General features: G+C 67.4%; 13 protein-coding genes. 4 read left to right on the top strand and 9 right to left on the bottom strand.

Annotated features, from left to right (window positions below; genetic code table 11):
- Nucleotides 1–27: 27 nt before the first annotated feature.
- The 8 genes from argH to DX912_RS17040 all read right to left on the bottom strand — a co-directional run bounded on the left by argH (nt 28) and on the right by DX912_RS17040 (nt 8,677).
- Complete coding sequence (gene argH / locus DX912_RS17075) at nt 28–1,320, bottom strand: argininosuccinate lyase (RefSeq protein ID WP_115844590.1); 1,293 nt, start codon at nt 1,318–1,320, stop codon at nt 28–30.
- Nucleotides 1,321–1,377: 57 nt separating this feature from the next.
- Nucleotides 1,378–2,346 (bottom strand): N-acetyl-gamma-glutamyl-phosphate reductase, encoded by a 969-nt coding sequence (gene argC, locus DX912_RS17070; RefSeq protein WP_115844588.1) that lies wholly within the window; start codon nt 2,344–2,346, stop codon nt 1,378–1,380.
- Nucleotides 2,343–2,966, bottom strand: coding sequence for a GNAT family N-acetyltransferase (locus DX912_RS17065; RefSeq protein WP_115844585.1), 624 nt, complete (start codon nt 2,964–2,966; stop codon nt 2,343–2,345). The genes argC and DX912_RS17065 overlap by 4 nt, the downstream gene beginning before the upstream one ends.
- A 7-nt stretch (nt 2,967–2,973) precedes the next feature.
- Complete coding sequence (locus tag DX912_RS17060; RefSeq protein WP_115844582.1) at nt 2,974–4,296, bottom strand: acetylglutamate kinase; 1,323 nt, start codon at nt 4,294–4,296, stop codon at nt 2,974–2,976.
- Between the two features lie 160 nt (nt 4,297–4,456).
- On the bottom strand, nt 4,457–5,545 hold the full coding sequence (locus tag DX912_RS17055; RefSeq protein WP_115844580.1) for an acetylornithine deacetylase: 1,089 nt from the start codon (nt 5,543–5,545) through the stop codon (nt 4,457–4,459).
- Nucleotides 5,546–5,627: 82 nt separating this feature from the next.
- On the bottom strand, nt 5,628–6,824 hold the full coding sequence (locus DX912_RS17050; RefSeq protein ID WP_115844577.1) for an argininosuccinate synthase: 1,197 nt from the start codon (nt 6,822–6,824) through the stop codon (nt 5,628–5,630).
- A gap of 27 nt (nt 6,825–6,851) precedes the next feature.
- The gene (locus DX912_RS17045; RefSeq protein WP_115844574.1) at nt 6,852–7,862 is read right to left on the bottom strand and encodes an N-acetylornithine carbamoyltransferase; all 1,011 of its coding nucleotides are present in this window, start codon (nt 7,860–7,862) and stop codon (nt 6,852–6,854) included.
- A gap of 359 nt (nt 7,863–8,221) precedes the next feature.
- Nucleotides 8,222–8,677: a hypothetical protein gene (locus tag DX912_RS17040; RefSeq protein WP_232338419.1), complete on the bottom strand. Its 456-nt coding sequence runs from the start codon at nt 8,675–8,677 to the stop codon at nt 8,222–8,224.
- Between the two features lie 201 nt (nt 8,678–8,878).
- Between DX912_RS17040 and cysS the strand changes: the two genes are divergently transcribed.
- From cysS to DX912_RS17020, 4 genes are all read left to right on the top strand, one after another.
- A complete protein-coding gene (cysS, locus tag DX912_RS17035) occupies nt 8,879–10,246 on the top strand; it encodes a cysteine--tRNA ligase (RefSeq protein WP_115844572.1) in 1,368 nt (455 codons plus the stop codon).
- A gap of 80 nt (nt 10,247–10,326) precedes the next feature.
- Entirely contained in the window at nt 10,327–10,779 is a 453-nt protein-coding gene (locus DX912_RS17030; RefSeq protein ID WP_115844569.1) for a SufE family protein, read from the top strand.
- A 10-nt stretch (nt 10,780–10,789) separates the two neighbouring features.
- Nucleotides 10,790–12,058, top strand: a complete 1,269-nt coding sequence (locus tag DX912_RS17025; protein WP_396615201.1) for an MFS transporter — start codon at nt 10,790–10,792, stop codon at nt 12,056–12,058.
- 7 nt (nt 12,059–12,065) lie between these two features.
- Nucleotides 12,066–12,482 carry a GNAT family N-acetyltransferase gene (locus tag DX912_RS17020; RefSeq protein ID WP_181902880.1) on the top strand — a complete coding sequence of 139 codons (417 nt, stop codon included), beginning with the start codon at nt 12,066–12,068 and terminating at the stop codon, nt 12,480–12,482.
- Here DX912_RS17020 and DX912_RS17015 read toward each other — a convergent pair.
- On the bottom strand, nt 12,479–12,937 hold the full coding sequence (locus DX912_RS17015) for a nucleoside deaminase (RefSeq protein WP_115844564.1): 459 nt from the start codon (nt 12,935–12,937) through the stop codon (nt 12,479–12,481). The genes DX912_RS17020 and DX912_RS17015 overlap by 4 nt on opposite strands.
- Nucleotides 12,938–12,987 lie beyond the last annotated feature (50 nt).

Here is a 12,987-nt window from a genome sequence, read left to right as displayed (position 1 = left end):
CCCGCGCGCGGCAGGATGTGCCGGAAGTTACTCCGGCAAACGAGCCAGTCTTTCCTTCAACGCATCGAGCCGCAGCTCACCCGACGCACCTGGCGAAACGCGTGCACGCAGGCTCGCATCCGGATCGCCTTCGGCCCAGCGCGCCGGATCGGCGGCGAGGCGGTAGGCCTCACGGAACGGCAGCCCCTCGCGCGCCATGTCGACGGCCAGATCGGTCGCGTACATCGACGGATCCAGCGCCTCGCGCATGCGGTCGGTCTTCCATTCCAGGTTGCGCAGCAGGTCCGGCAGCAGTTCGAGCGCGTCGAGCCCGCGGCCAAACGCGTGGAAGATCGCGCCCTTCGAGAACTGCAGGTCACGGTGGTAGCCCGACGGCAGCGAGAGGAGCTGTTCGATCTCCGTGCGCGCAGCCGCGGCCGCGGAGTAGCTGGCGCGCATCAGTTCGATGACGTCGGGATTGCGCTTGTTCGGCATGATCGAACTGCCCGTCGTGTACTGCGACGGCAACGCGACGAAACCGAATTCGGCGCTGGTGAACAGGCTCAGGTCCCACGCGAGGCGGCGAAGGTCAAGCAGCGCGGACGTCAGCGCTTCGATCGCGGCCATCTCGAACTTGCCGCGCGAAAGCTGCGCGTACGCGGCCGACACCTGCATGCGGCCGAAGCCGAGCGCCTGCGTGGTGTGGTCGCGCGCGAGCGGCAGGTTCACGCCGTAACCGGCAGCGCTGCCGAGCGGATTGGCATCCACCCATGCGAGCGTGTCCGCGGCGCGCTGCGCGTCGTCGACGAACCCCTCGGCCCACGCCGCCCACCACATGCCCAGCGACGACACGACGGCGCGCTGCAGGTGCGTGTAACCCGGCAGCGGCACGGCCTGCTCGGCCTCGGCGCGGGCGAGCGCGACCTGCGCGCTCTCGCGGCACGTCGCGAGCAGGCGCGACAGGCGATCCTTCAGCCACAGGCGCGTGGCGACGAGGATCTGGTCGTTGCGGCTGCGGCCGGTGTGGATCTTCTTGCCGGCATCGCCGAGGCGTTCGACCAGGCGCGCCTCGATCGCCGAATGTCCGTCTTCGTACTGATCATCGAGGACGAAGCGGCCCGCATTGAAATCGTCGGCGAGGAGGGAAAGCTCGCGCTCCAGCCCGGCGAGTTCGTCGGCGGCGAGGATGCCGATCTGCTGCAGGCCCTGCGCATGCGCGCGGCTGGCCTCGATGTCGAACACGAAGAACTCGCGATCGAGGATCACGTCCTCGCCGGCGAGGAACTTCTGGATGCGCGCGTCGACCTTGACGCCGGGTTTTTGCCACAACAGATCGGACATGACGGCCTCGGTATTACGTGATGCTTCCTGTCGCCCGCGCATGCGAACGACGCCAGACTAACCCGCGTGGCGAACCTGCGGAATGCCGCGGTTCTCGTCGAACCCGAACGCGAGGTTGAGGTTCTGCAACGCCTGCGTCGCCGCGCCCTTGAGCAGGTTGTCCTCGGTGGCGACGACGACCAGGCGGCGGCCATCGGGCGACAGCGTGAAACCGCCGAGTTCGACGTGATGCTGGCCGGCGATGCGGCTGACCCACGGCGCTTCATCGAGCACGTCGACCATCGGCTCGTCGGCGTAGCGTTCGCGATAGCGCGACACGATCGCGTCGCGTTCGAACGCGCCCGACAGCGGCAGGTTCGCGGTGATGGTCAGCCCGCGGAAATGCGGTGCGACGTGCGGGAGGAACTGCACTTCGTGACCAAGCTGGCGCGTCACTTCACGCTCATGGATGTGATTGGTCAGCGCGTACGGCATCAGGTTGTCGCGCAGTTTTTCCGGATCGTTCTTGTCCGACGGCGACGTGCCCGCACCCGAATAGCCGGACACGCCAAAGCACTGCACCGGTCCCGCAAGCGCATCGAGCATCGGCGCGACCGCCAGTTGCATCGCCGTCGCATAGCAGCCGGGATTACTGATGCGACGCTGGCCCGCGTACTTGCGGCGCGTGAGTTCGGGCAGGCCGTAATACCAGGTGTCGTCGAAGCGGTAATCGGCGGAAAGATCGACGATGACAGGATCCATGCCCGCGTTGTCGAACGCGGCGACGCACGCGGCGGCCTTGCCGTTCGGCAGCGCGAGCACGACGGCGTCCGCGCCCAATCCCGGCAGTTCCTCGTTAGACGGCGCGACATAGCGCAGTTCGGGATCGATGCCTGCGACGCCTTCGAACTGATCGGCAACACGCTGCCCGACCAGTTCGCGCGAGGACACGAACGCGAGTTCGAAATCCGGATGACCGGCGATAAGCCGGATGAGTTCGGCGCCCACGTAACCGCGCGCGCCTACGATGCCAACGGACTTGCTCACGTCCGGTCGCTCCCTTGTTCGTGTTGTTCAAGCCGGTGCCGGAGATTGCCCTTCACGGCCGGCCATTCGGATTCGATGATGGAAAACGCCACCGTGTCGCGCACGCTGCCGTCGGCGTGACGGCGATGGCTGCGAAGCACGCCGTCCTGCTTCGCGCCCAGCCGCGCGATCGCGGTGCGTGACGCGTGGTTGAACCAGCTGGTCTCGAAGCCCACGCACACGCAGCCCATCGTCTCGAACGCATGCGCGAGCAGCAGCAGCTTCGCTTCGGTGTTCAGCGCCGTGCGCTGCACGCGCGGTGCGTAGAAGGTGTAGCCGATCTGCACGCGCGGCATGGCCGGATCGAGGTCGTAGAAGCGCGTGCAGCCGACGATCTCGCCGTTCGCATCGTGCACCGCGAACACGAGCGCCTTGCCCTGCGCCTGCATCTCCAGCGCGGCAGCGATGTAGCTTTCGACGTCGTTCGGTGCCGGCACGTTGGTGAACCACAGGCGCGACAGTTCGCCGTCGCCGAGCGCAAGGCGCAGCGCGCCAGCGTGATCGGCACGCAGCGGTTCGAGCACGACGTGCTGGCCACGAAGGCTCGGCACGTGGGTCCAGGGGTCGACGTGTGCGCTCATCGCGTCCTCAGTCCTTCAGCGTCGCGGTACGCCCGCCGCTGTGCGCGACGCAGCGGGCGATCTCGTCGAAGCTGTCCATGCCGTACCAGAACACCTTCCACTTCTCCTGTTTCAGGCAGCCATCGGACTCGGCGTAATAGAACGGATTGACCGGGTTGCCGTGGCGCGAGCGCCAGAACAGGCGCGGATTCTGCTCGCGCATCACCTGCCACACGGCGCGGCCGAGACCTTCGCCCTGCGCTTCGTCGAGCACGGCGAACTTGTCGAGGTAGATGCCGGCATCCTCGCTGGTGAGGATCACCGCGGCGCGATAGTTCTCGCTGACGTAGGCGCGATGCAGCGTCGTGCGCTCGAAGTAATCGGGCAGCAGGCGGCGGCCGAACGCCGATTCGATGAGCTCGCGCAGGCGTTCCAGATCGAGTTCGCTCCACTGCGACACCTGCAGCACGCGCTCGCCGCGGCGCACCAGCGTGCCCGAACCCTTGTGCGTGAACAGTTCCTTCGCCAGCTCCGACGGCTTGGTAATCGACACCGACGAGGTCAGCGGCAGCTTGTCCAGCAGGTCCTTGATCTGCTCGATCTTCACGCGCATGCCGCCGTTGATCCACGGCTGCGACATCAGGTGGTCGTACTCGGTCGACAGGTTGATCGAGTCGATCACCTTGCCGTTGTCGTCGAGCAGGCCGCCGGTGCCGGTGAGGAAGACGATCTTGTACGGCTGCAGCTTCTGTACCAGTTCATTGGCGGCGAAGTCGGCATTGACGTTGAGGATCTGGCCGGACGCGGTTTCGCCCAGGCTCGCGATGACCGGGATGGAACCGGCGCGCAGGCTGGCTTCGATCGGCGCGAGGTTCACGCGCTTCACTTCACCGACAAGGCCATACGTGTCGCGATCCAGGTAATCGGCTTCGAACACGCCCGAGACAATGGACGTCGCGCGCGCGTCGAAGGCCTGCAGCGCTTCGACGAGCTTGAGGTTCTGCGACTGGAACACGCGGCGCACGATGGCGAGCGCTTCGGGCGAGGTGACGCGCAGGCCGTTCACCGTCTGCTTCACGATGCCGGCGGCGGACAGCTCTTCATCGAGCTGCGGACCGGCGCCGTGGATGACGATGGGCGTGAGGCCCACGTCCTGCAGGAAGGCGAGCGAGGATGTCAGCGCTTCGAGATCGTCGCGCAGCACCGCGCCGCCGACCTTCACCACGGCGAAGCGCTTGGCGTCCAGCTGCGAAAAGCGCTTGAGGTACTGCGAGATCTCCTTCGCGCTGGCCATGCTCGAAAGCAGGCGCACGATGGTTTGCCTCGTCTGGATGTCGCGGGTGTCGTTCATCTTTGAGCGGATCAGGTGTTGTTCTTGCAATGTCTTCGGGCCGACAGGCGTCGCGTCGCGACACCCTCAGGGTCTAGTGCCACATCCCCGCCCCGCCGCTTCACGGCGAGGCCGCCCCCTTGACTCAGGGGGCTCAAAAAAAAGGGGGCTCAGGACGTCGTCATGCAGTTTCGAGGATGCGGGTTACCGATTCGGTGTAGCGCTGCAACTGCTCCAGCGCGACCCATTCGTCGGCGGTGTGCGCCTGCGCGATGTCGCCGGGACCGTAGACGATCGCGGTGAGTCCGGCGGCGGAGAACAGCGAGGCTTCGGTCCAGAAGTCCACCGCGTTGCCGATCGGCAGGCCGAGCGCGTCGGCGAGGTCGCGCGCTTCCAGGCGGCGGTTCTCCGCATCGGCGACATCGCCCGACGGCAGCGACGGACCGCGGAAGGTTTCCTCGTAGCGCTCCACGGCGCCGGCTTCGACCAGCGTGCCGAAGCGTTCGTGCAGCGCGTCGATCGACATCGACGGCAGCGGACGGAAACCGAAGCGCAGCTCGGCGCTCGGCGCGATCATGTTCGCCTTGATCCCGCCTTCCACTCGGCCGATGTTGAAGCGCAGGCCCGTCAGGCCGCCGAAACGCTGGTGCGCCTGGCTCTCGACGAAATCCAGCGCATGCCCGCCCCAGCGGATCGCCTGGTGCAGCGCACTGGCCTGCATCGCGTTCGCGCCCGACGCATGGCCGGCGACACCGCGAAAGCGCATCAGCACCGAGCTGATGCCGCGATGCGCGAGCACGGCCTCGCACTTCGTCGGCTCGGCGACGATGACGTCCTGGAACGAATGGCCGCTGGCGAGGAACGCCGCGATGCAGCGCGCATCGTTGGCCTCCTCGTCGGTGGAGAACAGGAACGCGGCATCGCCGGTCGTGCGCGACGCGGCGGTGACCAGTCCCGCGGCCGCGCCTTTGATGTCGCATGCGCCCAGGCCAATCGCGCGATCGCCGGTAACGCGCAACACGTGCGGATCGGCGCTCCACGCTTCCGACGACGGCACGGTGTCCAGGTGCACGTTGAACAGGCGCGTCGGATTGCCACGCACGGCGAGCATCGACACGGCACCGTCGCCGTGGTCGATCACGTCGATGCGGAAGCTGTGCAGCTTCTCGCGCAGGTAGTCGAAGATGCCGCCGGTGCCGATGTCGCGCGGCGGATTGCGGGTATCGAATGACACCAGCGCTTCGAGATGTTGGAGGGTCTGGTCGAGCATGTCGTTTACGCCGGAGTGAGTGGAGAGTAGTGAGGAGTGAGCATCGCTTCGCTCACTTCTCACTTCTGCAGTTGCTCGCTTCTCAGCCCTTCCGGTTGACCTCGGCCCACAGCGTGCTGCTCATGCCGAACAGCTTGATGAAACCTTCGGCCTCGGCCACGCCCCAGTCGGCCGCCTGCGCGTAGGTCGCGCCCTTGGCGTTGAGGATGTGCTTCGACTCGATGGCCACCGCCGTCACGGTGCCGCCGTTGGTTTCCAGCGTGACTTCGCCGTTCACGGTGGACTGGCTCGACTGCAGGAACACTTCGAGGTCGGTCTTCAGCGGGTCGTGGAAGAAGCCTTCGTACACCAGCTCCACCCACTTGCGCGCGACCTCGGGCTTGAAGCGGTTCTGCTGCTTGCTCAGCACGGCTTCCTCCAGCGCGCGATGCGCGGCGAGCAGCGCGGTCAGGCCCGGTGCTTCGAAGATGATGCGGCCCTTCAGGCCGATCGTCGTGTCGCCGGTGTAGAGGCCGCGGCCCACGCCGTACTGCGCGAACAGGCCGTTGAGCCTGGCCAGCATCGTGTGGCCTTCGATCTTCTCGCCGTCGAGCGTCACCGCTTCGCCATTGACGAAGCCGATCTTCACGCGCAGCGCCTGCGCCGGCCATTCGCTGCGCGGCTTGCACCAACCTACGGCACCTTCGCCCGGTGCCTGCCAGCGGTCGATCTCGCCGCCGGACATCGTCAAGCCCAGCAGGTTTTCGTTGATGGTGTACGCCTTCTGCTTGGCGCGCACGCCGAAGCCGCGGTCTTCCAGGTACTTCTGCTCGTAGGCGCGGACCTCGGTGTGCTCCTTCTGGATCTCGCGGATCGGCGCCACGATCTCGTAATCGCCCAGCGCCTTCACCGCCAGGTCGAAACGCACCTGGTCGTTGCCCATGCCGGTGCAACCGTGCGCGATGGCCTTCGTGCCCAGCTCGTCGCAACGCTTCAGCGCGGCATCGACGATGAGATAGCGATCCGACACCAGCAGCGGGTACTGCGACTGGTAGCCCTCGCCCGCCCACACGAACGGCTTGACGAAGCCTTCCCAGATGGCCGGACCACCATCGACGGTGACGTGCGAGGCGACGCCCAGTTCGGCGGCGCGCTGTTCGATGAAGGCGCGTTCCTCCGCATCCACGCCGCCGGTGTCGGCGAACACGGTGTGCACGTTCCAGCCGCGCTCCTTCAGGTACGGAACGCAGAAGCTGGTGTCGAGGCCGCCGGAGAAGGCGAGGACGATGTCTTTGCTCATGTGGGGATCTCTGTGGGGTTCTTCGAATCAGTTGCGGGCGAGCGCGGCCATGATGGCCTTCTGCACGTGCAGGCGGTTTTCGGCTTCGTCGATGGCGATGCACTGCAGCGAATCCATCACCGCGTCGGTGGCCTTCACGTTGCGGCGCAGCGGCAGGCAGTGGCTGAAGACGCCGTTGTTGGTCAGCGCCATCTTCTGCTCGTCGACGATGAAGTGCTTGTACTGGTCGCGGATGGGCTTCTCCGGTTCCCAGTTGCCGAAGAACGGCAGCGCGCCCCAGCTCTTGGCGTAGACGACGTCCGCGCCGCGGTAGGCGCTTTCGATGTCGTGGCTGATGCGGAACGAACCGCCGCTTTCGGCGACGTTCTGTTCGGCCCAGCCGATATAGCGCTCATCGAGCACGTACTGCGGCGTCGGGCACAGCAGCGTGACGTCCATGCCCATGCGCGTGGCGATCGTCAGCGCGGAGTTCGCCACCGCGGTGTTGAGCGGCTTGGGGTGGTAGGTCCAGGTGAGCACGTACTTCCTGCCGCGCAGGTCGGCGGTGCCGAAGTGCTCCTGCAGCGCGAGGATGTGCGCAAGCTCCTGGCACGGATGCGTGATCGTCTCCATGTTGATCACCGGCACCGGCGAGTACTTCGCGAAGCTGTTGAGCACGATGTCCTGCCGGTCGTACTGCCAGTCGACGAACTTCGGGAACGCGCGCACGCCGATCAGGTCGACGTAACGGCCCAGCACCCGCGCGACTTCGGCGATGTGCTCCTCGGTGTCGCCGTCCATGACGGTGCCGAGGTTGAACTCGATCGGCCACGCGTCCTTGCCCGGCTGCAGCACCACGGCATGGCCGCCGAGCTGGAAGGCGCCCAGTTCGAAGCTGGTGCGCGTGCGCATCGACGGATTGAAGAACACCAGGGCGATCGACTTGCCCTTCAGCTGGTCGCCCAGCTTGCTGCGCTTGAACTCCGCCGCCTGCGCGAGCAGTGCGTCGAGGCCGTCGCGCGACCAGTCCTGGGTGTTGAGGAAGTGCTTGGGGGTCATCGACTGCGTTCCCGTGAAGAAGATCTCGAAGGAGGTTCGCTGGGCCGAAAAGCAAAAAAGCCCAGCGCGTAGGCTGGGCTTTTCGTGTGTCACTTCGCCTGTTGCGAATGGCGCGTGCGACCGTCTACCCAGCGGATTGGCGGGTGTACGGTCGGCGCGCGCGCGAGGTCATCCCCGCCGCCATCCAGGCGGAGGTGAGCACGTCGGCGTCGGCGTAAAGGGCGTTCATGAGGGGGCGAATGCTCGCACGCGACCGGGGCGGGCGCAACCGATTTGTGACCCAACGTGCAACGAATGGGTCCCCGCCTGCGCGGGGACGATGATCCGGCAAAGCCGCGCGCTTCGCGCCCGGGCCGGATCTATCGACTCCGCGGCGGCTGCACGACCGGCGTCACGGAAACCCGGATCCGCAGCCGGTTGCCCGGATCGTCCGCCAGGCGCGAGCGGTACTTGGCGCCCTTGTAGGTGTAGTCCACGTCGTAGGCGATGGGACGGCGGAACTCGCGTTCGACGGTGACCGGCTTGCAGTCGGGCGTGGCGGCGGGCTTGTCCTGCTTCTCCTCGCGACCCAGCGCTTCCTTTACCGCGCCCAGGGCACGCGACAGCTTGGAATCGCCCTTGGCCTCCTCGCACTGCTCCTCGACCGAGCTGGCCTTCAGCGTCTGGTACACCGGCGTCACGCGCAGCACCTGCGCGTAGTCGAAGCGGACGTTCTCCGCCTGGATGACCGTGGTCTGCGTCGGAGCCTGCTGTTGCGCCTGTGCCGCCGCGGCCCAGAGGACCGCCACGGCCATCGCGGCGACGCGCCCGGACATCGGGGCTGCTTTCGCCGGCAGGGACGGAACTGGACGGGCCATCACGCTCGCAAGGTAGGGAAATGTTCAGAAAGTGTAAGCGGATACGGCGCCGTAGGTCTGAACCTCGCCTTTAGCTTGCCGGCATGCGGCGGCCGGAGGGGTCGGGACGCGGCGCCCGGTGCTGCCGCTAGAATGGCCGGCACTTCCGGCGGTAACCCCATGAGCCTGCACCTTTTCAACAGCCTGACGCGACGGGTCGAGCCGTTCGCGCCCCTGAATTCCGACCGCCCGACGATGTACCTGTGCGGGCCGACGGTCTACAACTTCGTCCACATCGGCAATGCCCGCGGGCCGGTGGTGTTCGGCGTGCTGGCCGACGTCCTGCGCCGCCGCTACGGCGGCCTCGACTACGCCCGCAACATCACCGACATCGACGACAAGATCAACAACGCCGCCCGCGAACGCGGCGTGCCGATCGGCGAGATCACCGCCCGCTTCACCGCCGCGTACCTGGACGACATGGCCGCGCTGGGCGTGAAGCCGCAGAACATCCAGCCCGAGGCGACGGCCCACGTGCCGCAGATCATCGAGATGATCCAGCGCCTGATCGACGCCGGCCACGCCTACGAGGCCGACGGCCATGTGCTGTTCGCGGTCGGCACCTTCGCCGGCTACGGCAAGCTGTCGCGCCGCGATCCGGAGGAACTGCTCGCCGGCGCGCGCATCGACGTGGCGCCGTACAAGCGCGACGCGGGCGATTTCGTGCTGTGGAAGCCTTCGACCGACGACCTCCCCGGCTGGGAATCGCCCTGGGGTCGCGGCCGTCCGGGCTGGCACATCGAATGCTCGGCGATGGCCGCCGCGCACCTGGGCGAAACCATCGACATCCACGCCGGCGGCGTCGACCTGCAGTTCCCGCACCACGAGAACGAGATCGCGCAGAGCGAGTGCGCCCACGGCGGCAAGATCTTCGCCCGCTACTGGCTGCACAACGGCATGCTGAATTTCGGCGGCGCCAAGATGGCCAAGTCGGTCGGCAACATCCAGCGCGTGCACGATCTGGTCAAGCAGTACCCCGCTGAGGCGCTGCGCTTCTCGCTTCTGTCGGCGCATTACCGCCAGCCGCTGGAGTGGTCGGACGGCCTGATCGAGCAAAGTGTGCGCACGCTGGACCGGCTGTACGGCACCCTGCGCGACCTGGCCGACGTCGACGCCGAGCCCGCCATCCCGTTGATGGTCGAAGCCGCGCTCGACGACGATCTCAACACCCCGCAGGTGATGGCGGAGATCGCCCGCATCGCCGGCGATGCGCGCAAGGCCGTGTCGGCCGACGAGAAGGCGCGCCTGAAGTCCGAACTGCTCGGTGCAGGCCTCGCGCTCGGCCTGCTCCAGCAGGATCCGGCGGCGTGGTTCGCACGCGGCACAGAGGAAGGCGACGATGCGCGCATCCAGGCGCTGATCGACGAACGCCTCGCCGCGAAGAAGGCGCGCGATTTCGCCCGTGCCGACGCGATCCGCGACCAGCTCGCCGGCGAAGGCATCCTGCTCGAAGACACGCCGCAAGGCGTGCGCTGGAAGCGCGCCTGATCCACCGTCGTCATCCCGGCCCGCCGGGGTGGCGACCGACTCACCGTGCCTTGCCGCACGCCGCGTAAAATCCCACTGCAATGAACGCCATCGCTGCCCCCACCAGCCCCTTCCCGCTCGAAGCCAGCGCGCGCGACGCGCAGCAGGCGATCCGCGATGAGTTCGCCTTCTTCGGCGACTGGTCGGAACGTTACCAGTACCTGATCGACCTCGGCCGCAAGCTGCCGGACCTGCCGCCGGAGTGGAAGACCGAAGAACACCGCCTGCACGGTTGCCAGTCGATGGTGTGGATCGTCGCCGAGGGCGATGCGGACCGCCTCGACTTCCACGCGATCAGCGACTCGGCCATCGTCTCGGGGCTGATCTACCTCGCCCTGCGCGTCTACTCGGGGCGCAGCGCGAAGGAAATCGTCGACACCAACGCCGACTACATCGCGGAGATCGGCCTGGCGAAGCACCTGTCGCCGACGCGCAGCAACGGACTGGCCGCGCTGCTCGGCTTCATCCGCGAACGCGCCCGGCAGGCGCTGTGAGCCCGCGCCGGTGAGCGAAGCCGCACCCGCCGACGCCCCCGTTCCGGGGATCGGCGACCTGCTGAGGAACCGCGGCTTCACCGGCCTGATGACGTACCGCCTGCTGGCGATGCTGTCGTACCAGATCGTTGCGGTGACCGTCGGCTGGCACGTCTACGAACTCACGCGCGACGCGTTCGCGCTCGGCCTGATCGGCCTGGCCGAAGTCATTCCCTACTTCTGCTTCGCGTTGTTCGCCGGCTACGCGGTGGATCACCTGCCCCGCCGCAAGCTCGGCATGGCGGCGTGCCTCGGCTTGCTGCTGACGACGCTGACGCTTGCCGGCGTCGCGTCCGGCGTGCTGCCGGCGGGCACGTCGTCGTTCGGCACGCTGACCATCTACGCGGCGATCGCGGTGAACGGTGTGGTGCGCGCGTTCCTGGCACCGGTGTACATGTCGCTGTTCGCGCGCGTGCTCAAGCGCGAGCAATTCGTGCGCGGCGCGGGCGTGAGCAGCGTGGTGATGCAGTCGGGCCTGGTGCTCGGTCCCGCGGCGGGCGGCCTGCTGGTCGCATGGGGCGGAAAGAGCGCGGCGTACCTGGTCGCGGCGGCGTTCGCGGCGGCGGCGTCGATCGCCGTCATCACGATCCGCGTGACCGAACCGCCGCTTCCGGCCGAACGCGCGCCGATCTTCAAGAGCATCGGCGAGGGCCTGAACTTCGTCTTCAGGACGCAGGTCGTGCTGGGCGCGCAGGCGCTGGACATGTTCTCGGTGCTGTTCGGCGGCGCGGTCGCGCTGCTGCCGGCGTTCATCAGCGAAATCCTGCACTACGGGCCCGAAGCGCTGGGCCTGCTGCGCGCCGCGCCGGCGGTCGGCGCGGTGCTGATGGGCGTCTACCTCGCGCGTCGCCCGTTGCAGCGCCATGCCGGACGCATCCTGCTCATCGCGGTGGCGGGTTTCGGGCTGAGCATCATCGGCTTCGCGTTGTCGCGTGAGCTGTGGGTCTCGGCGCTGATGCTGATGCTGTCGGGCATGTGCGATGGCGTGTCGGTGGTGCTGCGCTCGACGATCCTCCAGCTCGCCACGCCGGACCACCTGCGCGGTCGCGTGTCGTCGATCAACGGCATATTCATCGGTTCGTCGAACGAGCTTGGCGCGTTCGAGTCGGGCGTCGCCGCGCGGCTGATGGGCCTGGTGCCGTCGCTGATCTTCGGCGGCTGCATGACGCTGGCAGTGGTCGGCGCCACGGCGAAACTCGCGCCGAAGCTGCGCCGGCTCGACCTTCGCGACCTGCACTGACATCCGCGTGTCCACGATCGCCGATGCCACCGTGGTGGAAACGCAGCGCATCTGCGTCGGCCTGCAGGCGTTCAACCGCGCGGCGGTCGGCGAGATCGAAAGCACGCCGATCCATCTGGCGGCGAAGGACGACGATGGCGAGCTGATCGGCGGCATCGTCGGCGAAGTGCTGCTCGGCTGGCTCGAAATCCACGTGTTGTGGCTGCGCGAGGACGTCCGATCGCAAGGCCACGGCGCCGCGCTGCTGCACGCCTGCGAGCGGCGCGCGATCGAAATCGGCGCGCATTCGGCGCGGCTGGACACGTTCGACTGGCAGGCCGAGGCGTTCTATCGACGCCACGGTTACGAGCGCTTCGCGGTGCTCGACGGATACCCGGACACGCACGAGCGCATCTTCATGCGCAAGCGGCTTTCGACGCGCTAACCGCGCATCGCCTTCCACGCCTCGTACAGCCCGCCCTCACCGTCCGGCCGCAGCGGCTCGACCGCGAGCGTCTGCCGCCCGGGCGGCAACGCCATCTGCGCATACACAGCCGCCGTGGACAGGCCGAACGGCTCGCCTTCCTCGTTCGAATACGCGTAGTACGCGCGCGTCACGCCGCACAGGTGCATCGCGGCCAGGCACATCGGACACGGATGGCCGCTGGCGTAGACGATGGCGCCGTCCAGCCGCGGGGAGCCCGAGCGCTGAGCCGCCTCGCGGATCGCCAGTAGTTCGGCGTGCGCGGTGGGATCGTTCGTCGCATGGATGCGATTGGCCGTGCGCGCGAGCACCTTTCCATCGCGCACCAGCACCGCGCCGAACGGCCGACCGCCTTCGGCCACGTTCGCACGCGCCAGCGTGAGCGCCTCGCGCATGAAGTCGATGGGTTCGGGCATGGCGGGCTCCGGAAGGCGGCGTGATGACGGCGGCCAGCATGCATCGCGCG

It is taken from the genome of Lysobacter soli (genome assembly GCF_003382285.1).
Taxonomy (GTDB): Bacteria; Pseudomonadota; Gammaproteobacteria; order Xanthomonadales; family Xanthomonadaceae; genus Lysobacter_J; species Lysobacter_J soli.
Note: the sequence above shows the minus strand (reverse complement) of the source record. Positions and strands in the feature narration are given on the sequence as shown.

Coding starts and splice junctions, on each gene's coding strand:
- argH (WP_115844590.1), bottom strand. CDS start 1,320: ATGTCCGATCTGTTGTGGCAAAAACCCGGCGTCAAGGTCGACGCGCGC.
- DX912_RS17065 (WP_115844585.1), bottom strand. CDS start 2,966: ATGAGCGCACACGTCGACCCCTGGACCCACGTGCCGAGCCTTCGTGGC.
- DX912_RS17060 (WP_115844582.1), bottom strand. CDS start 4,296: ATGAACGACACCCGCGACATCCAGACGAGGCAAACCATCGTGCGCCTG.
- DX912_RS17055 (WP_115844580.1), bottom strand. CDS start 5,545: ATGCTCGACCAGACCCTCCAACATCTCGAAGCGCTGGTGTCATTCGAT.
- DX912_RS17050 (WP_115844577.1), bottom strand. CDS start 6,824: ATGAGCAAAGACATCGTCCTCGCCTTCTCCGGCGGCCTCGACACCAGC.
- DX912_RS17045 (WP_115844574.1), bottom strand. CDS start 7,862: ATGACCCCCAAGCACTTCCTCAACACCCAGGACTGGTCGCGCGACGGC.
- DX912_RS17040 (WP_232338419.1), bottom strand. CDS start 8,677: ATGTCCGGGCGCGTCGCCGCGATGGCCGTGGCGGTCCTCTGGGCCGCG.
- cysS (WP_115844572.1), top strand. CDS start 8,879: ATGAGCCTGCACCTTTTCAACAGCCTGACGCGACGGGTCGAGCCGTTC.
- DX912_RS17030 (WP_115844569.1), top strand. CDS start 10,327: ATGAACGCCATCGCTGCCCCCACCAGCCCCTTCCCGCTCGAAGCCAGC.
- DX912_RS17015 (WP_115844564.1), bottom strand. CDS start 12,937: ATGCCCGAACCCATCGACTTCATGCGCGAGGCGCTCACGCTGGCGCGT.